Origin of the sequence: Lentzea atacamensis, from assembly GCF_003269295.1 — a bacterium.
Lineage (GTDB): Bacteria > Actinomycetota > Actinomycetes > Mycobacteriales > Pseudonocardiaceae > Lentzea > Lentzea atacamensis.
Map to the genome: position 1 here is coordinate 361,357 of NZ_QLTT01000002.1, position 26,528 is coordinate 387,884.

Sequence of the window (26,528 nt, forward strand, 5' to 3'; positions counted from 1 at the left end):
TACCCGTTTGGAGGAAGCCCAGATGGCAGCCGTGCTGTGTGTCGGGCTCGCAACTCTCGACGTGACTCAACGGGTGGACGCCTTCCCGGCTCCGGGCGAGAAGGTCCGCTCGCTCCACGCCGCGCTGTCTCCCGGCGGTCCGGCCGCCAACGCGGCGCGTGCGGTCGCGGCACTCGGCGGAAAGTCGTCACTGCTCACCGCGTTGGGTGCCGACGCACTGGGTGAATTTGTCCGTGCGTCCTTGGACCCGGTCCAAGTCACCGCGGTACCGGGCACGACGCCCGTGAGCATGGTCGTCGTCAGAGACGCAGATGGGGAGCGCACCGTCGTTTCCCGCAACGCCTCGGTGCCGGTCACCGCGCCGGATTTGTCCGGCCTGCTCGCCGCCGCGGACGTGGTGCTCTTGGACGGACACCATGACGGCCTGGCGATCCCCGTGTCCCAGCAGGCGAAAGCGATGGGATTGCCTGTGGTGCTCGACGCCGGGAGCTGGAAACCTGTCCTCGATCACCTGTTGCCGCTGGTGGACGTGGCCGCCTGCAGTTCGGGTTTCGAGCGGTCCGAGGCCGAGGTGCACTCGTACGGGGTGCCGCTGGTCATTCGCACCCACGGTGCGAAGCCGGTGACCTGGTCGCGGAACGGCTCGTCTGGAGAGGTGCCCGTGCCGGCGGTGGAGGTGAAGGACACGAACGGTGCCGGTGACGTCTGGCACGGCGCGTACGCCTACGCGCTGGCGTCGGGTGAGGACCCGGTCGCCGCCATCGGCTTCGCGTCGGAGGCGGCAGCTGTTCGGGTCGGTGCGGTCGAGGACTGGGTTGAGAGGCTGGCACGGTGGCAGGACAGCAGGTCAGGTTCGAGGAGCTGCTAGAGAGGGCCCGAGCGCTCACCGATCTCGGCGAGCGCAAGATCCTCGGGATCGGCGGGGCACCCGGTTCGGGCAAGTCGACACTCGCGCGCAGGATCGTCGAGGCGCTCGACGGTCAGGCGGTGCTCGTCGAGATGGACGGCTTCCACCTTGCGCAGAGCGAGCTGGAACGGCTGCGGCTGGTCGAACGCAAGGGTGCGCCGGACACGTTCGACATCCCCGGTTACGTCGACCTGCTCGGCCGGATCAAGGCGTGCGGGCCGGACATGATCTACGCGCCGGAGTTCCGCCGCGAGATCGAGGAGCCGATCGCCTGCGCGGTGCCGGTGCACCCGGACGTCCCGCTCGTCGTGACCGAGGGCAACTACCTGCTGCTCAACTACGACAAGTGGAAGCGCGTCCGGATCATCCTGGACGAGGCGTGGTTCCTGTTCATCGACGAGGACGTGCGCGTGCAGCGGCTGATCGACCGCCACCTGCGGTACGGGCGCACCCTGTCGGAGGCGGAGGAACGCGTGCTGCACGGCACGGATCACGTCAACGCGCTGATGGTGAACTCGTCGAAGGGATCAGCGGATCTGCTGATCACCGAAGTGCTTTAAGCGCAGACGATGGTGTAACACCCCAGTGCGTCGTTGTTCGAGACGTTCTTGCCGCCGTCCGTCACGGTGCCTGCTGTCGCCCACATTCCGAATTGACCGTTGTTCTCACTCGTGTTCTTGCGAACGGTGATGTCGAGTGGAACGGGAACGTCGATGCGCAGGCCGTCCCCGACGTTTTCGGCGAAGGTGTTGCGTTCGATCACCAACGGGCCGGTGAGCGTTTCCTTTGGATCGACGAACAGGCCGGCCGAGCGCATCTTCTCGAACCTGTTGCCGCGGATGACGCCGTTGACCGGCCGGTGGACGCCGACCCAGTTGCCACCGCTGAACGTGTTGCGCAGCAGTTCGAGCCGGCCGGTCGCGATCACCTCGAACCCGTCGAGCTCGCTGTCGCGGATGGTCAGCCGCTCGGACCCGCCGATCGAGAAGGCGTTCAGCCTGGTGTTGACGACGTCGGCCTCGACGGCGCCGACGAAGTTGACCAGGTTCGGCTGCCCCTGGTCACCCTGGATGACGAGGGTCTTCGCACCGATCTGGTTCATCGAGAACTTGCTGCGCAGCAGGTGGCATCGTGCGCCGCAGTTGAACCGCCACATGTCGAGCTTGCTGCGCACGAACGTGACCGACGTCGTGCCGTTCCACAGATAGGTCGCGTTCGGGCTCGGCTGGCCGATGGCCATGTCGACGAACCTGGTGTTGGTCGCGTTGTCCGCGACGATGTTGCTGGGGATGGTGCCGTTGCGGATCGTGGTGCCGTCGACGTCGGTCATGCTGATCGCGGGAGTGCCGCTCAGCGTGTGTCCGTTGAGGTTGATTTTCACCCCGTTGGCACCAACGATCAAAGCGGGTCCATTGCCGCAGTCCCAATCGTCCATGAGTGTGAAGTTCGTGGTGAGAACTTGACCGCATTGTGGCATCGCTTCTGCCTGGGCGGGTGTTACTGCGCCGAACAGTGCAATTAAAGCGGCAAATGCGCTCAGCAATCGCATGACAGGACTCCCCTTCCCGTTTTGGGAAAGGATGACATTTCTCGTGCGATTTGTCGTTACGTCGTTCAGCGGGCGTGCGGGTGGCTGAGGTGTTCCAGGTCCTCGCTGGTCTCGTCGATGGGCTTGTGCATCTCCTGCCGGTAGCGCCAGATGCCCCAGCCGGTGCCGATGACGAAGAACGCGACGCTGATGATCAGCGCTGCCGTCTCCAGCCACGGAACCTTCTGCAGGATGCCCGCGCCGTAGTAGCCCGCCAGGACCAGCGTCGGCACCCACGCGATGGCACCGATGGTCGTGGCCAGCATGAACTTGCGCGCGTCCATGCGGGCCGCGCCGGCGATCATGGGCGCCAGCGTGCGAACCCACGGCAGCCAGCGGGCGAGCACGACGGCCCAGAACCCGCGGCGGTCGAGGAAGTCGCCGGCCTTCTCGAGGTTCTTCCGGTTCAGCACCTTGCCGCCCTTGCGCGCGAGCACGCGCGTGCCGGTGTGCCTGCCGATGTAGTACCCGAGCTGGTTGCCGACGACGGCCACGACCAGAGCCGCACCTGAAAGACCCCACGCCGACAGCTCGTTGCCGTGTTGCGCCAGCACCACGCCGGCGGCGAACAGCAACGAGTCACCGGGGAGGAACAACCCGAAGATGAAAGCGCACTCGAAGAAGATGAAGCTCAGCACGATGAGCCACACGGCCACCGGACCTGCGGTCTCCAGCGAGGCGAAAGCATGCGCCACGGTGACCCAGCCTACGTCGTGCTGCGCCGCCGGCACGGCGACATCGGTCTGACAGGACGACGAAATGTGGGTTGAGCACACCCGGTCACCACGTGAACCCCCTTCGGTCGAGATCCTTCGAGTGAACCAGCCGAATCGGACTAGCGTGTGGGACATGGAGACCTTGCTCGCAGAACTCCGTTCCGCACTGGGTGACTCGGGCGTGCTGACCGACGCCGATGTCACCGCGAGCTACCAGCGAGACATGATGCCGTTGGCACCGCACGGCAGCCCGTCGGCGGTGGTGTTCCCGCTGAACACCGAGCAGGTCCAGGCGGTGGTGCGGGCTTGCGCGCGCCACCGTGTCCCCATTGTCCCTCGCGGCGCGGGCAGCGGCCTCTCCGGTGCCGCGAACGCCGTCGACGGCTGCGTCGTCCTAGTCACCACCAAGATGGACGCCATCGTCGAGATCGACGCCGACAACCGCCTCGCCGTCGTCGAGCCGGGTGTGATCAACCTCGACCTGCGCGGAGCCGTCGAGAAGCACGGCCTGTTCTACCCGCCGGACCCGAGCAGCTACGACTGGTGCACGATCGGCGGCAACCTCTCCACCAACGCCGGCGGCCTGTGCTGCGTGAAGTACGGCGTGACCACCGACTCGGTGCTGGGCCTGGAGGTCGTCCTGGCCGACGGCGAGGTGCTCAGGACCGGCCGCCGCACCGTCAAGGGCGTCGCGGGCTACGACCTCACCAAGCTCTTCATCGGCTCGGAGGGCACCCTGGGCGTGATCACCAGGGCCACTCTCGCGTTGAAGCCCCTCCCGCAGGCTCCCGCGACGCTGGTGGCCGCGTTCAGCAGCACCGCCACCGCGGGTGCCGCGGTCAGCCGGATCGTCCGCGAGGGCCTGGTGCCGTCGCTGATGGAGATCATGGACCGCACCTCGATCGAGGCCGTCGAGCAGTACCTGAAGACGGAGCTCGGCGCCGGTCCCGGCTGCGCGGCGCTGCTGATCTGCCAGTCCGACGCGGGCGGCGAGCAGGCCCGCCACGAACTGCAGCAGATCGAGACCATCTGCGCGGAGGCCGACCTCGTCTACGCCACGCACGACGTCAACGAGGGCCGCGACCTGCTGACCGCCCGCCGGGCCGTGCTGACCGCGTTGGAGGTCTACGGCTCCTGGCTGACCGACGACGTGTGCGTCCCGCGCACCCGCATCGCCGAGCTCATCCAGGGCTGCGAGGACGTCTCGAAGGAGGTCGACCTCAAGATCGCCGTCGTCGGCCACGCGGGCGACGGCAACATGCACCCGACGATCGTCTACGACCCCACCGACGCCGACCAGTTCGCCCGCGCCCAGAAGGCGTTCGACGACATCCTCGCGATCGGGCTCGCGCTGGGCGGGACGGTCACCGGCGAGCACGGCATCGGCAAGATCAAGCGTGAGTGGCTGGCGAAGGAGATCGGCCCGGTCGGCCTCCGGGTCCACCGCGACATCAAACGTGCGCTGGACCCGGAGAACCTGTTCAACCCCGGTTCGATGTTCAGTCTCTGAGGTCAGCAGCACCTCGCCTGAACAGCGCCAATCGGCTCCTGAGCTGCTTTTTCGACGTCCGCGAGCATCCGCTGCCGTTCCGCCGGTCCGAGGACCCTGCCTCTGGTCAGCACGGTGTGGATCCGTTGCGTGTTGCGGATGTCCTTGAGCGGGTTTCCGTCCAGCACGACGAGGTTCGCCTCACCGCCGGGCACGAGCCGCGTGCCACGGGTACCTGCCCTCAGGGCGGCTTCTGGCGACAGACCGGCCTGCACCAGCAGCTCCAGCTCGTCGTGCACCGAGAAGCCGGAGAACACGTACGGGTTGCCGGCGTCCGTGCCGACCAGCACGTCCACGCCGTGGTCGTGCATCTCCGCGACCTGTTCCATGCGGCGCTTGAGGAACTCGGCCTGCTGCCTGGTCTCCTGCTCGGTCACGGGGGCCCAGTTCTTCAGGCCGTCGCGCCAGTAGTCCCGGTAGGACACCGGCATGTACTTCAACCGCGGATCGTTCGCGAACTTGTCAGCCGGGCTCGAGAGCACGCGCATCGCGACCATCGTCGGGCACAGCGCGGAACCGTTGCGGCGCAGCAGTTTCGCGAGTCGCACCGCCTTGCTCCGGCTGTGCGACGAGGCCGCCTCACGTTCGAGCTCCAGCACCTGTTTGAACCAGGCGAACGAGTTCGCCGGGTCGAGCGGCAGGTTCGCGATCCGTTGGCGCAGTTCGTCTTCCCGCGTGCTCGTCGCGAGGGACAGGCCGTACATGTGCTCGAACGTGCGCTGCCCGAGGTCGCTCGCGTCGCCCAGCGCCACGTGGTTCGAGCAGTGCCCGGCGAACGTGAGGTCGTGCCGCGCGCACTCGTCCGCGATGGCCGCGAGCGTCGCCCGGTCCAGGTACGAGTACACCTTCACGAAGTCGGCGCCCTGGGCCTTGGCGTCGCGCACGGCCTGCCGTCCCTCGTCCGGCGTGCTGACGACCAGCGCGAAGGGCAGTGTGGAGTGCGGGCCGTCGATGATCGTGCTGGCGACGACGAGCCGTGGTCCGAGGACCTCGCCGCGCTCGATCCGTTCGCGCAGCTCGTAGATCGCTGCCACGCCCCACATCTCGCGGATGCCGGTCACGCCGTTGACCAGGCACAGCGGCAACGTGATCCGCTCCAGGTACGCGCCGTGCACGTGCATGTCCCACAGGCCGGGGATGACGAACTTGCCGGGCAGGTCCAGCACGGTGGCGCCGCGCGGCAACGGCAGGTCGTGCGTGCCGATCGCGAGAATCCTGTTGTCCGTCAGCACGATCGTGGTGTTGGAGCGAACGCGTGAGGAGTCGACGAGCGTGACGCCGCGCAGTGCGGTGACGCCGCCGGTGACATCGACCGAGGCGCCGGCCCTGCCCGGTGCGAACAGGCCCGTGCCCGCTGCCGCACCGAGCCCGGCCAGCCACCCCAGCACTTCACGTCGAGTCGTGTCAGTCATGCTGTTCAACCAACACCTTGACGTTGCGTCAGACTCAAATCCTTTCCAGCACCTCACTCGCGCTGGACGCCCAGAGCGGACTCGTGCTGAGCTCGACGAGCTCCGGCATCAGCGCCGCGCGGTGCTCGGGTTCCAGCTTCTCGGCGACGTACTTCAGCGCCGCCGCCACCTGCCACGCGTCCCGGCTGGTCAGTGCCCGGCGCAGCAGTGCGATGCGGTCTTCTGCCTGCTGGTGCATGGCTCAGCGCGACATCGCCTTCAGCAACGAGTACTGGGCGTCGTCGTGCCCGAGCTCCCACATGAACGTGCCGAGCAGGCCGCGGGACCGGGCGAAGTCCGCGCGGATGCCGATCGACCTCGGGTTCTCGTAGGAGACGAACTTCTTCTCGGCCGCGTTGTAGAGCCACGGCGACTGCGCGACCGGGTGCCAGTACTCCCGCCAGCCCGGCGTGTTCTTGAGGCGCAACGCCTCCTCGTACCCGTCGACCCAGAACGCGCTGTCGTACGCCTGGTAAAGGCCGTGCTGCGGGCCTTCGGACTTCACGTTGAAGCCCCGGCCGTAGAACGGGGTGCCCAGCACCATCTTGCGCGGGGAGACACCGTGCCGCTGGTAGTAGTTGATGGCGCCGACGACGTTGTTCCACTTGCGGTCGGCCGGCGGCATCGGGTCGTTGGCGACCTCGCGGAACGGCGCGTTGAACGTGGCCACGGGCGAGAAACCGGTACCCATGTCGTAGGTCATGACGTTGATGAAGTCCATGATCTGCGACAGCTCGCGGAGCTTGAACGACTTCGCCGGGTCGTACGGGCCGTCGGTCTGCAGACGGCCGGTGGGCAGCGCGGCGGTGACGAGCTTCTTCCCCAGCGCCCTGCGGAAGTCGCGCGTCAGCAGCGTCATGTTGCGCCTGTCCTCAGGCCGGTCCCTGATCTCGGTCGGGCCGCCGTAGACCGGGAACTCCCAGTCGATGTCGATGCCGTCGAACGTGCTGTCCGTGAAGAACAGGTCCACACAGGACTGCACGAGCGTCTTCCTCGACTCTGCGGTCAGCGCCGCGTCGGAGAAACCGCCCGCACCCCAGCCGCCCAGCGAGATCAGCGCCTTCAAGGACGGCTTGCGCTTCTTGAGGTCGCGGATGTCCGCGAAGTCCTTGGCCGCGGTCGTCGCCGGCATCACGCACTTGCCGTTCTCGATGAGCGCGAACGCGTAGAACAGGTGCGTGATCGGGGTGTTGGCCGGGATCGACGAGATCGGCTTGCTGGCGCTGTACCAGTTGCCGTAGTAGGCACCGACGATCTTGCGCGGCGCGGCCTCCGCCGCGACGACGCCAACTGAGACGGAAAGTGCGGCCAGTGCGGCCGCCAATCCCTTGCGGAACAACGACATCAGTGGCCTCCAATGGTCCAGACCACAGCAACCTAGGGGCGATATCCGACCTGGTGCAACACTTTGAGAAGGTAAGTTTCCAGTTCCTCCTCCGTGTTGTGCTCCGGACGGGTGAGGGTGCGGTAGAAAAGCGCACCTCCGACCATGTCCACGACGAGCGAGAGGTCGGTGCCGGGCGGGAAACCGGGACGGATGACGTCGTAGAGCACGGTCCGGCGCGGCGCGATGAACAGCTCCCAGTACCGCCGCATCAGCTCGAAGTTGTCCGCGGACGCCCCCACGATCCGGCGCAGCAGCTGAACCGACTGCGGGGTCGACATCAGTGCCGCCCACCCCTTCAGCGTCTCCTCCGGCGGTGCGACGGCCATCCGTCCGGGATCGAGCGCCGCGACGGTGCGCGGCAGCTCGATCACGCTGAACAGGAGTTCCTCCTTGGTGGCGAACCGGCGGTAGACCGTCGCGCGGGTCACGCCCGCGCGCTTGGCCACCTGCTCGATCGACGTGCCGTCGAGGCCGCGTTCCAGGAACAGCTCGAAGGCCGCGGTCAGGATCGCGTTGTCCGCCTCGGGGTCGCGGGGACGCCCAGCACTTCGTTCAGCCACGCGGCAAGCCTTTCGGGGTTCGTCGGGCCGCGCCACGCCAGGTGTCCGTCCGGACGTACCAGCAGCGTGTCGCCGGCGCGTTCATGGTGCACGACGTCGCCGAGCCGCTCCCGTGCCACCTCCAGGCACGTCGGCGGTCCCGCGAGCACCCACCTCCCGGTCCGCGCGAACAGCGGCACCCGCTCGCCACCGCGCCGCCCGGTCGCGAGCGACCCCGAGTACTTCAGGCCGAGCTGCGAGGTCGCGCGGATCATCTGCCGCTGCACGACCGGAAGGTTCAGCAACGGCCACATCAGATCCCGGGTCGTCCGCGCCAGCACGCCCGGCCCCATCGCGATCCGGGTCGCCGGCGTGGTCGCGGCCAGCACGCGGGCGGCGACCGGGCGACGTTCGGCCTCGTAGGTGTCCAGCAACGTGGGAGCCGCCTTGCCCTGCACGACCAGTGCGAGCTTCCACGCGAGGTTCTCCGCGTCGCCGAGGCCGGTGTTCATGCCCTGACCGCCCAGCGGGCTGTGGATGTGCGCGGCGTCGCCCGCCAGCAGGATGTCGCCGCGCCGATAGGTGGCGGCCTGCCTCCGGTGGATCCGGAACGTCGACTCCCACTCGACCGAGCCGATCGGACCCGGCGTCCACCTCCCGCCGTCCGGTGACATCACCCGCCAGATGCCGCCGGGCAACGGGAACAGGGTCGTCATCGACGGTCCGTCGACGAACAGGTGGATCGACTCGCGGTCGAGGTCCCAGTCCGCGTGGACGTCGCGCAGGAGGAAGTTCTCCATCACCGGCTCGCCCTCGAACGCGATCCCCGCCATCTTCCGCACCGCCGAGTGCGCGCCGTCGCAGCCGACGAGCCAGTCCCACCCCTCGACGGCCGAGACCGGCGTGTTCCACTCGATCTCCACGCCCAGCGCGGACAGCCGGTCGCGCAGCCGTTCCTCGACCCACGCCTGCGAGACGATCAGCTGACCGGCGTCGCGCAGGAAGCTCATGTCCAGCGCCACCGCGCCGTTGATGCGCAGCGACCGCAGTCGCACCGCCTTCTCCGGCAGGTCGCCCAGTGCACCCAGCCGGGCCAGCACCTCCGCTCCCCGTGGCTGCAACCCCAGTGCCCTCGACGTCGTGGCGGGCCCGGAAGCCGCGTCCACGATCCGCACGTCCACCCCGAACTGCCTGAGCCCGCACGCCAGCGCCATGCCGGTCGGGCCCGCCCCTGCAACAGTGACCATACGAATACAGTACAGCCCTGTATTCAAATTGCGCCGGCAAAAAGCCCGCCTGCGCGAACAGGCGGGCTCAGTCGCTGGTCAGCGCTCGACGCGCGGGATGATCTGCGTCGAGTCGTCCTGGTGGAGCTGGGCGTCCATGATCTGCGTGATGTCGTCGGCCTCTTCCTGCACGAGCGACTTCTTCTCCCTGCGCGCCTTGATCACCTCGATGATGATCGGCACGATCGACAGGAAGACGATGGCGAGCAGGGTGACCTCGAGGTTCTCCTTGATGAGGGAGATCTGGCCGAGGTAGTAGCCGAGCACGGTCAGGCCGGCCGCCCACGCCACGCCGCCGATCGCGGAGTACGTGAAGTACTTCTTGGGGTCCATCCGCCCGACACCGGCCATGGCCGTGATGAACGTGCGGACGATCGGCACGAACCGCGCGAGGACGATGGCGCGCGGGCCGTACTTGTCGAAGAACTCCTGCGTCTTGTCGACGTACTCCTTCTTGAAGATCTTCGACTCCGGCTTGTTGAACAACGCCGGACCGGCTTTGTGGCCGATGTAGTAGCCGACGACGTTGCCCACGAAGGCGCACACCGTCAGCAGGATGCAGACAACCCAGAGCGGGGTCGAGATGTGCCCTGCCGCAACGAAGAGACCCGCCGTGAACAGCAGCGAGTCGCCCGGCAGGAAGAACCCGACGAGCAGCCCGCACTCGGCGAAGACGATCAAGCACAGCCCGACGAGCATCCACGGGCCGAGCATCGTCAGCAGTTTTTCGGGATCCAGCCAGTCAGGGCCCAATGCAATCGTCACGGGCACAACGGTACAGGTCAGCTCAGCGTGATCACTGCGGCCACCGTGCCTGCTGCCAGGCCCAACAGCAGCGCGAGGCCCAGCACCAGCCACACCGGCATCGGCGCGGGGCGTTCCTCAGGAACCGGTACAGGTACGGCAAATCCGGCGTTCGTGCTGGTCGCCTGCGCTCGCAACGCGTCGGTCACCAACCGCTCCGGATCGTCCGCCATCCACCTAGTCCTTGACCCACTCGCCCTTGACCATCACGTCCCTCGGCTTCAATTCTGCATCCAGCACGACGAGGTCGGCCGCACATCCGGGCTGGAGCTTTCCGGTGTCGATGCCGAGCAGCTCCGCGCCACGGGTCGCGGTGGCGTACGCAGCCTCCACGAGCGACAGTCCACAGGAGTTGACGGCGTTGCGGAACGCCATGTCCATCGTCAGCGTGCTGCCGGCCAGCGCGGCACCGCCCGCCAGCGTCGGCACGCCGTCGACCACGCGGACTTCGAGCCCGCCGACGTCGTACACGCCGTCGCCCACACCGGCGGCCGCGATGGCGTCGGTGATGAGGACCGTGCGCTTGAGGCCGGCGTGACGCGCGGCCAGGCGGACCGCCGTCGGGTGCAGGTGCACGAGGTCGCAGATGAGCTCGACGGTGACGCGGTCGTCGTCCAGCAGCGCGCCGATCGGGCCGGGCTCGCGGTGGTGCAGCGGGCGCATGCCGTTGAACAGGTGCGTCGCCACGGTGGCGCCGGCGTCGACGGCGGGGCGGACCTGCGCCTCGGTCGCGTCGGTGTGGCCGATGGCGGCGAGGACGCCCGCGTCCACGAGCTGCCGCACGGCGCTGACGGCACCCTCCAGCTCAGGCGCGATGGTGATCATCCGGACGGTGCCCTTGCCCGCGTCGAGCAGCTTCGTCACCGCGGTCTGCTCCGGCGGGCACAGGATCGCCGGGTCGTGCGCGCCGCAGCGGGCGGCGGACAGGAACGGGCCCTCGAGGTGGATGCCCGCGACGACACCCTCCTGCACCAGCTCGGCCAGTGCGGACACCTGGTCGGCCAGCTCCGGGACCGGGCGCGAGACGAGCGACGCGAGCAACGTCGTGGTGCCGTGCCTGCGGTGCGCGGCCGCCGCCTTGCGGACCTTCTGCGGGTCCTTGCTGGTGAACGCGTCACCGCCGCCGCCGTGGCAGTGGATGTCGACGAAGCCGGGCACGATCGTGCCGCCACCGACGTCGGTCGTCGGGCCGTCGGGCGGCGCGCCCTCGCCCACCGCGACGATCCGGCCGTCTCCGACGCTGACCCACCCGTTCTCGAGCACCCTGTCCGGCGTGACGACCCGACCATTGGTCAGGGTCACGTCGACAGGTCCACCCCACGTGCTCATGACGCCTCCAGCATGTCGATGGCCAGCAGCGCCGCGCCGAGGAAGCCCGCCTCGTCGCCGAGCGCCGCGAGCCGCAGCTCCGGTCGGCGCTGGAAGGCGATCAGCCCGTCCAGCCTGTCCCGCAACGGCTCCACCAGCAGGTCTCCTGCCAGTGCGAGCCCGCCACCGAGCACGACGGCCTCCGGGCCGAGCAGCGTCGCCAACACCAGGATCCCCCTGGCGAGCGCGTCGACGGCCTCGTGCCACACGGCGACTGCGTCCTGCTCCCCGTCCTTCACCCTGCGTGCGACCTCGGCGGCGCCGTTGACGGGGGTGCCGGTACGTGCGGTGTACCGGCGGGCGATCGCCGCGGAGGACGCCACTGTCTCCACGCAGCCGATCTGGCCACACGCGCAGGGCACGCCGTGGCCGACGTTCACATGTCCGATCTCACCCGCGTAGCCGTCGCCGCTGAAGATCTTCCCGTCGAGCAGCAGCGCGCCGGCGATACCGGTGCCGATGGGCAGGACCACCGCGTTGCGCAGCCCCTTCGCGGCACCCATCCGGCACTCGGCGAGCCCGGCGGCGCGGACGTCGTGGCCGAACGTGACGGGAACGCCCAGCCGTTCCGTGAGGACTGTGCTGAACGGGAACTGGCTCCACGGCAGGTTGGTCGTGTACACGCCGACGCCGTTGGCCTCGTCCACGATGCCCGGCGCCACGATCCCGACGGCGTCGATCTCGTGCTCGGAGGCCTGCCTGAGCTCGTCGACGAGCTCGGCGATCACGGCGAGGAGGGGCTCCAGCTCGGCCGGAGTCGCCCGGCGGGCGTGCTTCTGCGCCGCCACCACCTCCGAGGTACCGGTGACCAGCGCCGCCTTGGTTTCGGTGCCACCGATGTCGACGGCGACCACGTGTCTGCGTGCCACGAGGACTGATCCTGCGGCATCAAAGCCCTATTGGTCTATACCAAGTACCGGATTGGGGGCGTGTTCCTACGCACCGGAATCGCTCTCACCGGGCAAAACGCCCGTGATCAACCGGCCATGATCTTCTGGAGTGCGTCCAGGGCCCTGGACGCCGTCGACTTCACGGTGCCCTTCGAGATGCCGGTCGCCTCGGCGATCTCGGCCTCGGACAGGTCGCCGTAGTAGCGCAGCACGAGGACCTCGCGCTGGCGCGGCGGCAGCTGCTGCAGGGCCTTGACCACGGCCTGGTGCTCGGCGGTCAGCATCGCGAGCGACTCGGCCGACCGCGCGTTCGCCACGTGCGGCGGGGTGTAGTCGCGCGCGGTCTTGCGCCGGCGCAGCACGCTGCGCGAGCCGTTGACCACGGCCGTGCGGAGGTAGCCCACGGCTGCCTGTGCGTCGCGCAGGCCCTTCCAGTTGCGGTGCAGGCCCGTGAAGGCCTCCTGCACCACGTCCTCTGCCGTCGCGGGCTCGTCGACCAGCAGCAGCGCGAGCCGGATGAGGCGCATGCGGTGCTGCTTGTACAGGTCTTCGAGCGTGAGAGGCCCTGTGGGAGGTCCTGCGACGCCGTCCTGGATCCGCAGGTTGGTCAGGGTGTCCTGCACGGTGCGCGGGGTTTCGTCGCCAACCACAAGGTAGGACGGTACCGGTCACCGTCGCTACGGTGGTCGCATGGCCCGCTTTGCAGTCGAATTGGTGTTCGGTCCGGATCGCGAGAAGCGTCTCGCGGTGCGCCCGGCACACCGCGAGTACATCGCCTCCCTCGCCGAGAAGGGCGTGGTCCTCGCCGCCGGTCCGTACGCGGACGACACCGGCGCGTTGATCATCTACGACGCTCCGGACGAGACGACGTTGAAGGAGATCATCTCCGCGGACCCGTACACCCCGGCGAACGTGATCACCAAGTGGGAGATCCGCGTCTGGAACGCCCTGCTCGGTTCCTGGCTCACCGACTAGCGGCTCGACCGCCCGGCCCGACCAGGCCCGATGTGTCGCTCGCGGCCATCTGCCGGTCGGCGTCGGCCACCTCGTCGACCGCCTGGCGGTCCACGACCATCGGTGTGAACGCGCGGAAGTACTTCAGCGCGCCCACCCAGCCGGGGACGTGGACCGCCTTCGCCCGCTTCTCGACACCCCTGACGACGGCCTTGCCGACGTTGCGGACGGGGTACTTCTTGCCGGCCAGGCCGGGCATGCCCTGGCGGAGCTTGCCGAACACCGGGTGCTCGTCGGCGCTGTTCACCATGTCCGTGGAGATCCACGAGAAGTACGCGGTGCCGACGTCGACGCCGAGGTGCCTGACCTCCGCGCGCAGGCTGTCCGCGAACGCCTCGCAGCCGGCCTTCGCCGCCGAGTAGGCCGCGTTGCCGGGGATGTGCACGATGGCGGCCAGTGACGACACGACGAGGCAGTAGCCACGGCTCTTGATCAGATGCGGCAGCGCCGTGCGGACCGTGCGCCACACACCGAGCAGATTGACCTCGACGACCCGTTCGAACGCCTTCGGGTCCATGGAGCGCACGAACCCGGTGGCTGCGATGCCCGCGTTGGCGATGACGACGTCGATGCCGCCGAAGTGCTCGGCGATCTCGTTCGTGACGCGTTCGAGCACGTCCCAGTCGGTGACATCGGCTTCCCAAGCCTTGCCGCCGGTCTGCCGCGCGACCTCTTCGAGCTGGGCCTTCTCGAGCCCGACGAGCGCGAGACGTGCCCCGCGCGCGGCCAGTTGCCTCGCCACCTCGGCGCCGATTCCCCTGGCCGCGCCGGTGATCAGTACCACCTTGCCCGTGACGTCCATGCCGCCACGGTAACTCAACCTACTCCCAGTAAGCTACTGGCAAGTTAAATTGCGCTGAGGCGGTCGACCTCCGCCTGGGTGAGCTCGAGATCGAGGACCGGCGTCAAGTCGTTGAGCTGCTCCAACGTCCGGGCCGACGCGATCGGCGCGGCCACCGTGGGCTGCTGGGCGAGCCACGCGAGAGCCACGGCGGCGACCGTCGTCTCGTGCGTCTCGGCCAGTTCGTCGAGCACCTCGAGCACCTGCAGGCCGTGCTCGTCGAGGTACTTCGAGGCGGCGGTCGCCCGCGCGCTCCGGACCTCGACACCCGGCCGGTACTTGCCGGTCAGGAAGCCCTTGGCGAGCGACCAGTACGGCACGGTGGCCAGGTTGTTCTTCGCGACGACGTCCTGCAGGCCGCCCTCGAACCGGTCGCGGCTGACCAGGTTGTACTCGGGCTGCAGCGCCACGAACTTCGCGAAGCCCTCGCGTTCCTGGATCTCGAGCGCCTTCGCCAGCCGTTCGGCGCTGAAGTTCGACGCCGCGATGTAGCGGACCTTGCCGTCCTTCACGAGCTGGTCGTAGGCGGCCAGCGTCTCCTCGAGCGGCGTGTTCTGGTCGTCGAGGTGGTTGTAGTAGAGGTCGATGTGGTCGATGCCGAGCCGCTTCAGCGACCGCTCGGCGCTGGTCCGGATCGTGTCGCGCTTCTGGTTGTTGAACCCGGCGAGCATGCCGACCTTCGTCGCCACCACGATCTGGTCGCGGTCGCGCTTGGCCAGCCACCTGCCGATGATCGTCTCCGACTCACCGCCTGAGTTGCCCTCCGCCCAGGCCGAGTACACGTCGGCGGTGTCGAGGAAGTTCCCGCCCGCCGCGGTGTAGGCGTCGAGCACGGCGAACGACTGGTCCTCGTCGGCGGTCCAGCCGAAGACGTTGCCACCCAGGCAGAGCCGGGAGACGTTCAGATCTGTGGTGCTCAAGATCGGCATATCGCGAACCTAGTCCGCGTTGTCAACGCACATGACGACTCTTGGGAAGTTCGGTGTCTGGGGTTCGCGGTTCCAGTGGGCGGACCGGATCGACGAGGTGGCCGAGCTGGAGTCGCTCGGCTTCGGCACGTTCTGGCTCGGCAGCTCGCCCGAGTCGGACCTGGCACTGCCGGAGCGGCTGCTCGGTGTCACGAAGTCGATGACGATCGCCACCGGCATCATCAACGTGTGGCAGACGGAGCCGGAGGACGTCTCCCGCTCCTTCCACCGGATCGGCAGCGACCGGCTGGTGCTCGGCGTCGGTGTCGGCCACAAGCAGATCGACCAGGCCTACGAGAAGCCCTACCCCAAGCTGGTGTCGTACCTGGACCGGCTGGACGTGCCGGCCGACCGGCTGCTGCTGGCGGCACTCGGCCCGAAGGTGCTGAAGCTCGCGGCCGACCGGACCGCCGGTGCCCACCCGTACCTGGTCCCGGTGGAGCACACCGCCGAGGCCAGGGAGGTGCTCGGCGGCAAGATCCTCGCGCCGGAGGTCACCGTCGTCGTGGAGGAGGACCCGGAAGCTGCGCGAGCGATCGCACGTGAGCAACTGGGGTACTACTTCACGCTGACGAACTACACGAACAACTGGATGAGGTGGGGATTCTCCGCCGACGAGGTCGCCGCTCCCGGCTCTGACCGGCTGATTGACGCGCTGGTCGCGTGGGGTAGCCCCGATCAGGTGGCTGCGAAGCTGCGGGCGCACCTGGACGCGGGAGCCGACCACGTGGCCATCCAGTCGCTGAACGGCAGGTACGCCGAGTTGGCCGCCGCGCTGGCCCCGTGACACGTGCTCGTAGGATGCGGTCGACACGGCGTTCAGGGCACCTGAGGAGGACGACCGATGCCCATCGCAACCCCCGAGGTCTACGCGGAGATGCTGGACCGGGCCAAGGCGAACGAGTTCGCCTATCCCGCGATCAACGTCACCTCGTCGGAGACTCTCAACGCGGCTCTGCGCGGATTCGCCGAGGCCGAAAGCGACGGCATCATCCAGATCTCGACCGGTGGTGCCGAGTTCGCCTCGGGCACCAAGGTCAAGGACATGGTGACCGGCGCTGTGGCGCTCGCCGAGTTCGCGCACGTCGTCGCGGCGAAGTACCCGGTGAACATCGCGCTGCACACCGACCACTGCCCGAAGGACAAGCTCGACGGGTACGTGCGTCCGCTGATCGCGATCAGCCAGGAGCGGGTGGACAAGGGCGGCAACCCGCTCTTCCAGTCGCACATGTGGGACGGCTCGGCCGTGCCTCTGGAGGAGAACCTCCAGATCGCGAGCGAGCTGCTCGACCTCTCCGCCAAGGCGAAGATCGTCCTCGAGATCGAGGTCGGCGTCGTGGGCGGCGAGGAGGACGGCGTCGACAACGAGATCAACGACAAGCTCTACACGACGCCAGAGGACTACCTGAAGACCGTCGACGCGCTCGGCGCCGGTGAGAAGGGCCGCTACCTGCTCGCCGCGACGTTCGGCAACGTGCACGGCGTGTACAAGCCGGGCAACGTCAAGCTGCGTCCGGAGATCCTCAAGCAGGGCCAGGACGTGGCGGCCGAGAAGCTGGGCCTCCCGGCCGGCTCGAAGCCGTTCGACCTCGTCTTCCACGGCGGCTCCGGCTCGCTGCTGGAGGAGATCCACGAGGCCGTGTCGTACGGCGTCATCAAGATGAACATCGACACGGACACGCAGTACGCCTTCACCCGCCCGATCGCGGCGCACATGTTCCAGAACTACGACGGTGTGCTGAAGATCGACGGCGAGGTCGGCAACAAGAAGACCTACGACCCGCGCAGCTACCTCAAGGCCGCTGAGCAGGCCATGGCCGCACGCATCGCCCAGGCGTGCGAGCACCTCAAGTCGTCGGGCCGCATGATCGCGGGCTGACCACTGCACGTGAGAAGGGCCCCGGCGCTTGCCGGGGCCCTTCTCGTTCAGCTGGGTTTCAGTCGTGAGGCGATCATCTGCGTCTCCGGCCGGCGGATCGCCATGTCCCCTGCCGTCCACAGCACGGCCAGCAGCACGGCGGTGACCGCGGCCGACGAGAACGAGATCGGCGGCCCCCACAGGTACTCCTGCTGGAACCAGATGCCGACGTACCCGACCGTCGTGACGGCCGCCGACCCCAGCACGGCCGCAGCCGGCGTGGGCATCCTGACGACGTGCGCCGCGTCGATCGCGAGCCCGACGAGGACCAGGAACAGCGGCACGGCCGACTTCGGGAAGTCGATGCCCGCGAGCATCGGCCAGATCAGGCACCGGTACGCGACATAACCACCCGCGACGGCCGTGGCCGCCCACGGCTTGCCGATCGTGCGCCGTGCGATCACCAGCACGATGGCCGCCGCCACGAGCCCCCACACCGGGTAGACCCAGTCCGCGATCGGCAGCGCGAAGTTCACGACGGCCTCGCGCCCGATCGGAACCCCGAGCTGGTCGGCGGCGAACTGCAGCAGAATCGGCTCGGCCTCGGGCCTACCGTTGTCGTAGGCCTGCAGCGCGCGCACGCCGTACTCCTGGTGCTGGTTGGGGAACCAGACGTTCTCCAGGAAGAAGAACCACAGCGCGACCAGGCCGAACGTCCTCGCGTTCCCCGCGGGGAAGTACTTCATCCACCCGCGGATCGCGCCGGCCAGCATGACGGCCGTGCCCAGGTAGAGCAGCGCGTGCGACCCGGACCAGCTCGTGATGTCGAGTCCGTTGATGCGGTGGTTGATTACGTCGATCGGCAGGGCGACGAGGAAGATCCCACAGCCGACCTGCATCAGCCTGACGGTGAGCTTGTCGGCCCCGTACCCGGTGAACGTGTGGAACAACGTCAGCCCGACCACGATCACCGTGCCCACGGTGTTGATCAGGTGCGGCGGCGCCAGGTCGTCGCGCAACCACTTGAAGTGCCACGAGACGTCCCACGACGACCCGATCAGCTTGAGGAGCAGACCTAGGAGCCACAGCTGGTAGAGCTGCTTCGTGAGCGTCGCCGGTGTCTCTCTGCCGGGCTCGCCCCGCTCCCAGTACTGGTCCCGGAACTGCCTTACCCCCTGAATCATCCGAACATCATGAGCTGCCGGTTGGTGTGCTGGAAGCGAAACGCACCCTGGTTTTACCCTGATGTTTCCATTTCGTATGCACGTTCGGGTGAACGGCATTGATCTGTTCGGCCCAGCGCGCAACCATGCGGCCATGAGCAAGAAGATCATCGCTGGAGTGCTCGTCACCGCTCTGCTGCTGGCCGTTGTGGCCGCGGTCATGAGGGTCTTCATCTCGTAAAGTCGGTTCGTGCGGCACGATGGGCCGCATGGTTGAGAACCTCCTCGGGCCAGAGCCGACTCGTCTTCCCGACCGTCCTGAGGCGCAGGCCGCTGCTGACGGTGGCACGGATCCCGGCAAGATCGTGCGGGCCTACCCGGACTTCTCGGAGGCTTGGGCGCTGCTGGCTGAACGGGCGTTGCACGCTGGAGACCCGGTGGCCGCCTATGCGTATGCGCGGACCGGGTACCACCGCGGGCTGGATCAGTTGCGGCGGGCCGGGTGGAAGGGCTTTGGGCCGGTTCCGTGGGACCACCGGCCCAATCAGGGATTCTTGCGGGCGCTCGGGGCGTTGGCTCGGGCTGCTCGGGAGATCGGGGAGGACGAGGAGTGGGAGCGGTGCTCTCAGTTCTTGGCCGACTCCGATCCCAAGGCGCCGGCTGCGCTCGGGCTGGCCTGATCTGAATCGGGTGCGTCGGCAGGTTGTCCGGCCTGCCGACACCAACTCAACACGTTCGGCCCCTTTCGACGTTTGCGTCAAGCGGAGCAGTCTCGCTGTGACGGACCAGAGGGGTGGACATGCCGGGCTTCTACACGGACCCGCAGGGACGGGTCAGGCCGATTCGGGGGAAGGGCACCAGCTACGTCGTGGCCGGTGCGTTGGCGTTGGGTGTTGTCGGGTCGTCGGGAGGCGTTGCCTCGATCGGCGGCGGTGCCGGCGGGGCGGCTCCGGCCGGCGGTGGCACGTCGTCCACGCAGTTGCGCGCCCGCAAGTCGGACGGCCAGAAGGCGGCGCGGAAGGGCGATGCGAACGCGGCCTGGCAGCGCATGGGGCTGCGCCAGCTGCGCCGGACCGCTCGGCAGCAGGCGGAGTGCCTGGCCGTGTCCTTCGGCGAGGTTCGCGAGTTCTTCACGCGCACCCGCTGCACCTCCTTGGAACGCGTCCTGTTCGCGGTGACGGACGGCGCGGGCAACGTGGCCGCGGTTTCCGTTGTCTGGGTGGGATTGCCGAGTGATGGCGATGCCCGGAAGTTCCGCACCTTGATGGACCGCCACGGCAGCGGCGACATCCGTCCACTCGGGTCGGCTGTGCTGGGCCTGGCCGACATCCAGTTCACCGGTCTGCGCTACGGCAGCGACCGCGACGGCAAGAGGGTCACCGCAGCGGAGGCGGAGAACGCCACGGGCAACGGCTTCGACCACGAGACGCTGGACGCGATCGCCGAGGTGGCCGCGTACCTCCCGCCGGTGTGAGGCTGCTCGCCCGCGAGATCGAAACCGCTCACCCGCAGGTTGTGCCTGGTGGTCGTTGGACGAAGACTGGCGGCTGCAGGTCGAACTAGCGGTGGAGTGCGTGTGGGTGCGGTCAAGGAAGCTGTCGGGCGTGCGCTGACGCGGTGGCGCAGGGCCGCGTTGGTGATCGTCCAAACTGCTCTGTCCGCCGGCCTTGCCTGGGTCGTGGCGACGCTTGTCGTCGGGCACCAGCACCCGTTCTTCGCGCCGATCGCCGCGGTTGTGTGTCTCGGGGTTTCGCTGGGACAACGGCTGCGGCGCGTCAGCGAGCTCGTGGTCGGCGTGTCGGTTGGCGTCGGAGTGGGTGACGCGCTGATCAGCTTTATCGGCAGCGGGCCGTGGCAGATCGCGCTCGTGGTCGGGCTTGCCATGTCGGCGGCGGTGTTGCTGGACGGTGGGTCGGTCATCGCGTTGCAGGCGGGGAGCAGCGCGGTTCTCGTGGCGACGTTGCTGCCGCCCAGCGCGGGTGGTGGGTTCGACCGGATGATCGACGCGTTGACCGGTGGGCTGGTGGGGCTTGCTGTGGCGGCGCTTCTTCCTGCGAACCCCGTCACGGTGGCGCAGCGGCAGCTCAAGGCGCTCACCAACACCCTCAGCAGTGCGCTGCGGAACCTCGCCGAGGCCCTTGCGGAGAAGGACGCGGTCAAGGCGGCCGGGGTGCTCGCGGAGTTGCGGACCAGTCAGAGCACCATCGACGACTACAAGGCTGCGCTGCAGACCGGGAGTGAGATCGCGAGGATCGCGCCGATTCGATGGCGGTCCAAGGATGAGCTCACCAGGTATCAGACGGCGGCCGGGCCCGTGGACTACGCGATCAGGAACACGCGGGTGCTGGCGCGGCGGGCCATGGCCGCGCTCAAGGCCTCCGAGCAGATTCCGGACGGGGTGCCGGATGTGCTGAAGGACTACGCGGACGCCGTTGACTGCCTCAAGGCCGAACTGGAGAAGGGCAAGACTCCCAAGCAGACGCGGGAGGCCGTGCGGAACGCCGCGCGGCATCTGACCGCGCGGCGTCTCGGCGGGGACGGGTTCTCGTCCAAGGTCGTGCTGGCGCAGATCCGGAGTGTCGCGGTGGATCTGTTGCAGTCGACCGGGCTCAGCCGGAGTGAGGCCATGGAGGCGTTGCCGCCGCTCAGCCCTCCGGCCGATGCAGGAGGCCGTGCAGAAGCGAGTGGACCTGCTCGTGATCGCGAGGATCAGCCAGGACGCACGAAGCGCCCGTGATGGCGTACCACTCCTCCGCGCCCTCGTAGCGGACCAGTGCGCGCAGCTTTCCGTCGTCGGAGAGTTCCGTGCACAGTTCCAGGTCGCCGGTGATGACGCCGACCTCGTCGGTCATCACGCCACCAGGGGCCGCTGCGAAAAGCGAGGAGAGTGTGGTCATCCGTTGCAGGTTCCCAGCATCGTCGTCAACGCGTCCTTCTCGCTTTGCTGCACGGTCAGGTCGTAGTAGTCCTTGGTACGTACCCACATCTTGGCGTACGTGCACCTGTAGGACTGCAGAGGCGGCTGCCAGGTCGACGGGTCCTGGTCGCCTTTGGCCTGGTTGACGTTGTCCGTCACTGCGATCAGCTGCGGGCGGGTCGTGTCGTTGGCGAAGGACTGACGCCTGGACTGGGTCCAGGACGAGGCACCGGAGCGCCAGGCCTCTGCCAGGGCCACGATGTGGTCGATGTCCACGTCGGAGGCCGCCGTCCAGGTCGCGCCGTCGTAGGGCGAGAACCAGCGGCCCGAGGTGGCGGCGCAGCTGGAGTCGGTCACGACGTTCGTGCCGTCGCGCTTGAGGACGTACTCACGGGTGTTGCAGGTTCCCTCCTTGGCGATCCAGTGAGGGAACTTGTCGCGTGAATAGCCCGTCATCGAGCCTTCCGCGCGGACGGTCAGAGCCGCCAGGTGCGTGCGGGCCTCCGTGAGGGTGGGGATGTTGTCCGGGGTCGCAAGTGCAGGGGAAACAGAACCAAAGGTGAGTGCCAGTGCGGCAACTGGGACACCAATGATTCGGTTAACTTTTGACATTGTCCCGACCTTCCTTGTTGGAAGTGATCGGGAACCACCCTTAGTCACATTGCGGAATTAGGCAATGCCTTTGGGTGACACTCAAGTGAACTACAGACGCACGGCTAGACGCCACGGACCAGGCGCAAGTCCTCGGTGTGGCGGTACCAGGTCCACTTGTCGACCGGGCGCGGATGCTTGTGACCGTCCAAAACGGCCGTTGTGGGCAGGCAGCCGAGCTGGAACGCGCGTGGGCGGCTTTCCCGGACGCGAGAGCCGAGGAGGCGTTTGTTGACAATTCGCACCACCAGGCCCAAGCCGCCCTCGGTGTCCGGTGTGCACTCGATGCGTGAGGCCTGGCCGCGCAGCACGTTGTCGGCGTCGCTGTAACCAACGCCACGAACCGGTGACAAGACGCCGAGGCCCATCAGCACGCCGCCCACGTCGTCGCGCACGAACGGGACGGGATCTACGTCACCGTTCAGGGCGATGTCGAGTGCGCGGGCGGGGTCCGTCGAGAGGCCCCACAGCGCGGCGACGCGCGAATCGCCCACGGGGACGTAACCGAGCGCTACCGAGCCGAGCTTCTCCTTGCGCAGCAACCGCAACGCCACGGCGGCGAGGTCGGCGTCCGTGCCCACGACGATGAGCCGTTCCGCGTCCAGGTGTTGATCTACGTGGTCCTTGCCGGGACGGGCGGGAACGGCCTGCACCCCGTCACGTTGAGTGATCATTGGCAACTGCGTGTTTCCGCAGGCCAACACGATTCCGCGCACGGTCATCTCCTGGTCTACGCTCGCTTACCGGCATTCGCTCGAACCAGTCCAAGCGCTTGGAGTTTCACATGCCGGCCGTCGTGCTGATCGGTGCCCAGTGGGGCGATGAGGGCAAGGGCAAGGCCACCGACATCCTCGGTGAGCGTGTCCAGTGGATCGTCCGCTACCAGGGTGGCAACAACGCGGGTCACACCGTGGTCCTCCCGGACGGTCAGAAGTTCGCCCTGCACCTCATCCCGTCCGGCATCCTCACGCCCGGTGTGAAGAACGTCATCGGCAACGGTGTCGTCGTCGACCCCGGCGTCCTGCTCGAGGAGCTCGCGGGCCTGGAGGAGAAGGGCGTCGACACCAGCGGCCTGCTGATCTCGTCGGACGCGCACTTGATCATGCCGTACCACGTGGCCATCGACAAGGTGACCGAACGCTACCTGGGCAAGGCGAAGATCGGCACCACCGGCCGCGGCATCGGCCCCGCCTACCAGGACAAACTGGCTCGCGTCGGCGTGCGCGTGCAGGACCTGCTGGACGAGAAGATCCTCCGGCAGAAGGTCGAGGCCGCGCTCGACTTCAAGAACCAGGTGCTGGTCAAGGTCTACAACCGCAAGGCGCTCGACCCCGACCAGGTCGTCGACCAGGTGCTGGAGCGCGGTCAGCACTTCGTGCACCGCATCGCGGACACCCGCCTGCTGCTCAACCAGGCGCTGGACCGCGACGAGATCGTGGTGCTGGAGGGCTCGCAGGGCACGCTGCTCGACGTCGACCACGGCACCTACCCGTTCGTCACGTCGTCCAACCCGACCTCGGGTGGCGCGACGGTGGGCTCCGGCGTCGGGCCGACCCGCATCAGCACCGTGATCGGCATCCTGAAGGCCTACACGACCCGCGTGGGCTCCGGTCCGTTCCCGACCGAGCTGCACGACGACATGGGCGAGTACCTGCGCAAGCAGGGCGGTGAGTTCGGTGTCACCACCGGGCGTTCGCGCCGCACCGGCTGGTTCGACGCCGTGATCGCCCGCTACGCCTCGCGCGTCAACGGCATCACCGACTACTTCCTCACCAAGCTCGACGTGTTGTCCGGCCTGGAGAAGGTGCCGGTCTGCGTCGCGTACGAAGTGGACGGTCGCCGTGTCGACGAGATGCCGATGACGCAGACCGACGTGCACCACGCCGTGCCGGTCTACGAGGAGCTGCCCGGCTGGTTCGAGGACATCTCCCACTGCCGCGAGTTCGACCAGCTGCCGGCCAACGCCAAGGCGTACGTCGAGTACCTGGAGAGCATCATCGGCGCCCGCGTGTCGGCGATCGGCGTCGGCCCCGGCCGCGACCAGACGATCGTCCGCCACGACGTTCTCGGCTGATACCGACCCATCTCGAAGTGTGACGCTTTTTCACGATTTGGGCGTCGTTGACGAAGGGCCGCGGCTCGCCTGCAATTCAGCGCCGTGGCCCTTTCTCTTGTTCGAAACCGACGCTACCGGTGCGGTGGATCAGCCCGGTCGCACTGGTTCTGCTGTGGCAACTGGCCAGTTCAACGGGTGTGCTCGCGCCCGAGAAACTGGCATCGCCGCTGACGGTCGCACAGTCCGCCGCTGAGCTCATCGCGGACGGCCAATTGATCGACGCATTTCTCGTTTCACTGGGCCGCGTTTTCTTCGCATTTCTCATCGGCGGCACGGTCGGTGTCGTGCTCGGGCTGGTTTCCGGTCTTTCCCGGTGGGGCGAGACATTGCGGATCCACCGGTCCAGATGCTGCGGACGCTCCCGCACCTCGGCCTGATCCCGCTGTTCATCCTGTGGTTCGGCATCGGCGAGGAACCCAAGCTCGCGCTGGTCGCGGCCGGGTGGCGTTCCCGCTCTACCTCAACCTGCACGCCGGCATCCGGCAGAGCGAAAGTCCTGGGCTACCGCCGGATCGAACGGGTCGTGCACGTCGTGCTGCCGTCCGCGCCGGGTCAGACCGAGCAGCGCGTAGACCACGAGGCCGACGACCACGACGTCGGTGCGGAGGAACTCACGGGCGTTGTTGATCAGGAAGCCGAGACCGGCGTCGGCGTTGATCTGCTCGCCGACGATCAGCGACAGCCACGCGGTGCCGAGCGCGATCCGCAGTCTCACCAGGGTTTGCGGCACAGCCGTACTCGTTCCAGGGCGAGCATTACCGGGTGCAGGACGCGACTGTGCTGGCCGCACCCGATCCGGTGCCGCCGATCTACTTCGGTGGTTCGTCCGACGCTGCCCTGCCGGTGGCGGCTCGGACCGCCGACGTGTACCTGACCTGGGGCGAACCGCCGCAGGACGTGGCGGCGAAGATCGCGCGGGTGTGGGAGCTGACGGACCGGCGGATCCGGTTCGGCATCCGCCTGCACACGATCAGCCGCGACTCGTCGGCGGAAGCGTGGGCGGCGGCGTCACGACTGCTCGACGCGCTGGATCCGGCCGCGGTGGCGAAGGCGCAGGAGCAGCTGCGGGCATCGGAATCCGTTGGCCGGCAACGGATGCTGGCGTTGCACGGCGGCGACCTCGGCCGTGGCGTGCGCGGCCTGGAGATCTACCCGAACCTGTGGGCGGGCGTCGGGCTCGTTCGAGGCGGCGCGGGCACTGCTCTCGTCGGCTCCCACGCGGAGGTCGCCGACCTCGTCGAGGAGTACCACTCCATCGGGATCAGCGAGTTCGTCCTCTCCGGCTATCCCCACCTGGAAGAGGCTACTGGTTCGGCGAGGGCGTGCGGCCCCTGCTGAAGCAACGCGGGTTGCTCGACGGGGACCGCACGCTCGCACTCGCTAGCGCTTGACCTTGGCCTCCACGGCCGTGTCGGGGTTGTCCGCGAACACGCCGTCGATGCCGGTCTTGAAGAACACGTCGTACTCCTCGAAGGCCCGGCCGTACGCGGCCGGGTCGGTCGAGGACCTGAAGTCGGCGGGCAGGAACGAGTTCTCGTTGCGGAACGTCCACGAGTGGACGACCAGGCCGACCTTGTGCGCGTCCTTCACGACGTTCGTCGGCGCCTTGAGGAAGCCGGCGGCGTCCCGCGGGATGATCAGGTCCTTGTGCAGGCCGACACCGTCCGCGTAACCGCGGATCTCGCGCAGACCCGCCGGGGTGACCAGGTCGGCGTAGGTGCGCTTGTCACCGGCCACGATGAAGTCGTACGGCGCGCCGGAAGCGTTGACCAGCTGCACGAGCGGCACCCGTAGAGACTTGTTCAGCTCCTTGAGGTTCGCGACCTCGAACGACTGCACGTAGACCTTGGCGCTGCGGCGGTTCAGGCCGTTGCGGTTGAGCACGTCGACGAGCTTCGGCTCCAGCGCGAGACCGATCGACTGGAAGTACGTCGGGTGTTTGGTCTCCGGGTAGATTCCGATCTCGCGGTGCAGCTCGCGGGACAGGCGCTTGGTGAGGTCGATGACCTCCTGCAGCGTCGGCACCTCGAAGCGGCCGTCGTAGAGTGTGTTGCGCGGGCGGATCGCCGGGATGCGTTCCTTGGCGCGCAACGTCTTCAGCTCGGCGAGCGTGAAGTCCTCCGTGAACCAGCCGGTGACCGGCGTACCGTCGATGACCTTGGTCTTCTTGCGGTCGGCGAACTGCGGCTTGGCCGAGACGTCGGTGGTGCCGCCGATCTCGTTCTCGTGCCTGGCGACCAGCTTGCCGTCCTTCGTGGACACCAGGTCCGGCTCGATGTAGTCGGCGCCCGTGCGGGCGGCGAGCTCGTATGCCGCGAGCGTGTGCTCCGGCCGGTACGCCGACGCGCCGCGGTGCCCGATCACGATCGGGCCCTTGTCGTCGTGTGCCGACGCGGAGGGCAGGGACGCCACCACCGCACCCGCGAAAACGAGGACTGCGGCGGCTAGACCTCTCCGGTACATCGTTCGACCTCCCAGTTCGTGTTGAGAGCGCACCCAAGCATCGCAACACGAA

Annotated in this window: 30 protein-coding genes and 2 pseudogenes; 13 read left to right on the top strand and 19 right to left on the bottom strand. The window is 67.9% G+C overall.

Going from position 1 to position 26,528, the window contains the following annotated elements; genetic code table 11:
- Positions 1–22 precede the first annotated feature (22 nt).
- Both C8D87_RS10490 and C8D87_RS10495 read left to right on the top strand, forming a co-directional pair.
- Positions 23–868: a PfkB family carbohydrate kinase gene (locus tag C8D87_RS10490; RefSeq protein ID WP_112226528.1), complete on the top strand. Its 846-nt coding sequence runs from the start codon at positions 23–25 to the stop codon at positions 866–868.
- A complete protein-coding gene (locus C8D87_RS10495) occupies positions 832–1,467 on the top strand; it encodes a nucleoside/nucleotide kinase family protein (RefSeq protein ID WP_109629547.1) in 636 nt (211 codons plus the stop codon). Before C8D87_RS10490 ends, C8D87_RS10495 begins: the two co-directional genes overlap by 37 nt.
- On the opposite strand, the gene C8D87_RS10500 is transcribed toward C8D87_RS10495, so the two are convergent.
- Together C8D87_RS10500 and C8D87_RS10505 are read right to left on the bottom strand one after the other, a co-directional pair.
- Positions 1,464–2,456 (bottom strand): right-handed parallel beta-helix repeat-containing protein, encoded by a 993-nt coding sequence (locus C8D87_RS10500; protein ID WP_112226529.1) that lies wholly within the window; start codon positions 2,454–2,456, stop codon positions 1,464–1,466. The genes C8D87_RS10495 and C8D87_RS10500 overlap by 4 nt on opposite strands.
- 65 nt (positions 2,457–2,521) lie before the next feature.
- Positions 2,522–3,190: a DedA family protein gene (locus C8D87_RS10505; protein WP_233439111.1), complete on the bottom strand. Its 669-nt coding sequence runs from the start codon at positions 3,188–3,190 to the stop codon at positions 2,522–2,524.
- Between the two features lie 154 nt (positions 3,191–3,344).
- Between C8D87_RS10505 and C8D87_RS10510 the strand changes: the two genes are divergently transcribed.
- Positions 3,345–4,721, top strand: coding sequence for an FAD-binding oxidoreductase (locus tag C8D87_RS10510; protein WP_112226530.1), 1,377 nt, complete (start codon positions 3,345–3,347; stop codon positions 4,719–4,721).
- A gap of 2 nt (positions 4,722–4,723) precedes the next feature.
- On the opposite strand, the gene C8D87_RS10515 is transcribed toward C8D87_RS10510, so the two are convergent.
- From C8D87_RS10515 to C8D87_RS10560, 10 genes are all read right to left on the bottom strand, one after another.
- Entirely contained in the window at positions 4,724–6,172 is a 1,449-nt protein-coding gene (locus C8D87_RS10515; protein WP_112226531.1) for an amidohydrolase family protein, read from the bottom strand.
- Positions 6,173–6,206: 34 nt separating this feature from the next.
- Positions 6,207–6,410: a hypothetical protein gene (locus tag C8D87_RS10520; protein ID WP_109629530.1), complete on the bottom strand. Its 204-nt coding sequence runs from the start codon at positions 6,408–6,410 to the stop codon at positions 6,207–6,209.
- Between the two features lie 3 nt (positions 6,411–6,413).
- Positions 6,414–7,556, bottom strand: a complete 1,143-nt coding sequence (locus tag C8D87_RS10525; protein WP_112226532.1) for a glycoside hydrolase family 18 protein — start codon at positions 7,554–7,556, stop codon at positions 6,414–6,416.
- Positions 7,557–7,588: 32 nt separating this feature from the next.
- A complete protein-coding gene (locus C8D87_RS48520; RefSeq protein ID WP_170166388.1) occupies positions 7,589–8,158 on the bottom strand; it encodes a TetR/AcrR family transcriptional regulator in 570 nt (189 codons plus the stop codon).
- Positions 8,101–9,384, bottom strand: a complete 1,284-nt coding sequence (locus C8D87_RS10535; protein WP_109629524.1) for an FAD-dependent monooxygenase — start codon at positions 9,382–9,384, stop codon at positions 8,101–8,103. Before C8D87_RS10535 ends, C8D87_RS48520 begins: the two co-directional genes overlap by 58 nt.
- 78 nt (positions 9,385–9,462) lie before the next feature.
- Positions 9,463–10,137: a DedA family protein gene (locus C8D87_RS10540; RefSeq protein ID WP_109632912.1), complete on the bottom strand. Its 675-nt coding sequence runs from the start codon at positions 10,135–10,137 to the stop codon at positions 9,463–9,465.
- A 68-nt stretch (positions 10,138–10,205) separates the two neighbouring features.
- Positions 10,206–10,400 (bottom strand): hypothetical protein, encoded by a 195-nt coding sequence (locus C8D87_RS10545; RefSeq protein ID WP_109629520.1) that lies wholly within the window; start codon positions 10,398–10,400, stop codon positions 10,206–10,208.
- A 4-nt stretch (positions 10,401–10,404) separates the two neighbouring features.
- On the bottom strand, positions 10,405–11,556 hold the full coding sequence (gene nagA / locus C8D87_RS10550; RefSeq protein WP_109629517.1) for an N-acetylglucosamine-6-phosphate deacetylase: 1,152 nt from the start codon (positions 11,554–11,556) through the stop codon (positions 10,405–10,407).
- Positions 11,553–12,464: an ROK family protein gene (locus tag C8D87_RS10555; protein WP_233439110.1), complete on the bottom strand. Its 912-nt coding sequence runs from the start codon at positions 12,462–12,464 to the stop codon at positions 11,553–11,555. Before C8D87_RS10555 ends, nagA begins: the two co-directional genes overlap by 4 nt.
- Before the next feature lie 107 nt (positions 12,465–12,571).
- The gene (locus tag C8D87_RS10560) at positions 12,572–13,135 is read right to left on the bottom strand and encodes a SigE family RNA polymerase sigma factor (protein WP_109629511.1); all 564 of its coding nucleotides are present in this window, start codon (positions 13,133–13,135) and stop codon (positions 12,572–12,574) included.
- 40 nt (positions 13,136–13,175) lie between these two features.
- Between C8D87_RS10560 and C8D87_RS10565 the strand changes: the two genes are divergently transcribed.
- Positions 13,176–13,460, top strand: coding sequence for a YciI family protein (locus C8D87_RS10565; RefSeq protein ID WP_109629507.1), 285 nt, complete (start codon positions 13,176–13,178; stop codon positions 13,458–13,460).
- On the opposite strand, the gene C8D87_RS10570 is transcribed toward C8D87_RS10565, so the two are convergent.
- Together C8D87_RS10570 and C8D87_RS10575 are read right to left on the bottom strand one after the other, a co-directional pair.
- Entirely contained in the window at positions 13,450–14,301 is an 852-nt protein-coding gene (locus C8D87_RS10570) for an SDR family oxidoreductase (RefSeq protein ID WP_112226534.1), read from the bottom strand. The two genes, C8D87_RS10565 and C8D87_RS10570, sit on opposite strands and share 11 nt — an antisense overlap.
- Before the next feature lie 44 nt (positions 14,302–14,345).
- Positions 14,346–15,269 (bottom strand): aldo/keto reductase, encoded by a 924-nt coding sequence (locus tag C8D87_RS10575; RefSeq protein ID WP_112226535.1) that lies wholly within the window; start codon positions 15,267–15,269, stop codon positions 14,346–14,348.
- Between the two features lie 31 nt (positions 15,270–15,300).
- Between C8D87_RS10575 and C8D87_RS10580 the strand changes: the two genes are divergently transcribed.
- Entirely contained in the window at positions 15,301–16,095 is a 795-nt protein-coding gene (locus C8D87_RS10580; protein WP_109629494.1) for an LLM class F420-dependent oxidoreductase, read from the top strand.
- Between the two features lie 57 nt (positions 16,096–16,152).
- On the top strand, positions 16,153–17,187 hold the full coding sequence (gene fbaA, locus C8D87_RS10585; RefSeq protein ID WP_109629491.1) for a class II fructose-bisphosphate aldolase: 1,035 nt from the start codon (positions 16,153–16,155) through the stop codon (positions 17,185–17,187).
- 47 nt (positions 17,188–17,234) lie between these two features.
- Here the strand turns inward: fbaA and C8D87_RS10590 are convergent, their stop codons facing one another.
- Positions 17,235–18,350: a hypothetical protein gene (locus tag C8D87_RS10590; protein ID WP_109629488.1), complete on the bottom strand. Its 1,116-nt coding sequence runs from the start codon at positions 18,348–18,350 to the stop codon at positions 17,235–17,237.
- Positions 18,351–18,438: 88 nt separating this feature from the next.
- Between C8D87_RS10590 and C8D87_RS48525 the strand changes: the two genes are divergently transcribed.
- The 4 genes from C8D87_RS48525 to C8D87_RS10605 all read left to right on the top strand — a co-directional run bounded on the left by C8D87_RS48525 (position 18,439) and on the right by C8D87_RS10605 (position 21,066).
- Complete coding sequence (locus tag C8D87_RS48525) at positions 18,439–18,570, top strand: hypothetical protein (RefSeq protein WP_267899849.1); 132 nt, start codon at positions 18,439–18,441, stop codon at positions 18,568–18,570.
- Positions 18,571–18,598: 28 nt separating this feature from the next.
- Positions 18,599–19,009, top strand: a complete 411-nt coding sequence (locus C8D87_RS10595; RefSeq protein WP_170154690.1) for a DUF3151 domain-containing protein — start codon at positions 18,599–18,601, stop codon at positions 19,007–19,009.
- Positions 19,010–19,128: 119 nt separating this feature from the next.
- Complete coding sequence (locus C8D87_RS10600; RefSeq protein WP_146231356.1) at positions 19,129–19,803, top strand: hypothetical protein; 675 nt, start codon at positions 19,129–19,131, stop codon at positions 19,801–19,803.
- A gap of 102 nt (positions 19,804–19,905) precedes the next feature.
- A complete protein-coding gene (locus C8D87_RS10605) occupies positions 19,906–21,066 on the top strand; it encodes an FUSC family protein (RefSeq protein WP_109632910.1) in 1,161 nt (386 codons plus the stop codon).
- 156 nt (positions 21,067–21,222) lie between these two features.
- Here C8D87_RS10605 and C8D87_RS10615 read toward each other — a convergent pair whose 3' ends face one another.
- Both C8D87_RS10615 and C8D87_RS10620 read right to left on the bottom strand, forming a co-directional pair.
- Positions 21,223–21,858 (bottom strand): HNH endonuclease family protein, encoded by a 636-nt coding sequence (locus tag C8D87_RS10615; RefSeq protein ID WP_112226537.1) that lies wholly within the window; start codon positions 21,856–21,858, stop codon positions 21,223–21,225.
- A gap of 104 nt (positions 21,859–21,962) precedes the next feature.
- On the bottom strand, positions 21,963–22,571 hold the full coding sequence (locus C8D87_RS10620; RefSeq protein ID WP_233442021.1) for a hypothetical protein: 609 nt from the start codon (positions 22,569–22,571) through the stop codon (positions 21,963–21,965).
- A gap of 110 nt (positions 22,572–22,681) precedes the next feature.
- On the opposite strand from C8D87_RS10620, the gene C8D87_RS10625 reads away from it, so the two are divergent.
- Both C8D87_RS10625 and C8D87_RS46840 read left to right on the top strand, forming a co-directional pair.
- Positions 22,682–23,971, top strand: coding sequence for an adenylosuccinate synthase (locus C8D87_RS10625; protein WP_112226538.1), 1,290 nt, complete (start codon positions 22,682–22,684; stop codon positions 23,969–23,971).
- Positions 23,972–24,018: 47 nt separating this feature from the next.
- Positions 24,019–24,390, top strand: a complete 372-nt coding sequence (locus C8D87_RS46840; protein ID WP_215732281.1) for an ABC transporter permease — start codon at positions 24,019–24,021, stop codon at positions 24,388–24,390.
- Between the two features lie 83 nt (positions 24,391–24,473).
- On the opposite strand, the pseudogene C8D87_RS10635 reads toward C8D87_RS46840, so the two are convergent.
- A pseudogene (locus C8D87_RS10635) lies at positions 24,474–24,746 on the bottom strand (hypothetical protein); the annotation flags it as partial.
- Between the two features lie 5 nt (positions 24,747–24,751).
- Between C8D87_RS10635 and C8D87_RS10640 the strand changes: the two are divergent.
- A pseudogene (locus tag C8D87_RS10640) lies at positions 24,752–25,404 on the top strand (LLM class flavin-dependent oxidoreductase); the annotation flags it as partial.
- Here C8D87_RS10640 and C8D87_RS10645 read toward each other — a convergent pair.
- The gene (locus C8D87_RS10645) at positions 25,394–26,476 is read right to left on the bottom strand and encodes a glycerophosphodiester phosphodiesterase (protein ID WP_112226539.1); all 1,083 of its coding nucleotides are present in this window, start codon (positions 26,474–26,476) and stop codon (positions 25,394–25,396) included. The pseudogene C8D87_RS10640 and the gene C8D87_RS10645 sit on opposite strands and share 11 nt — an antisense overlap.
- Positions 26,477–26,528 lie beyond the last annotated feature (52 nt).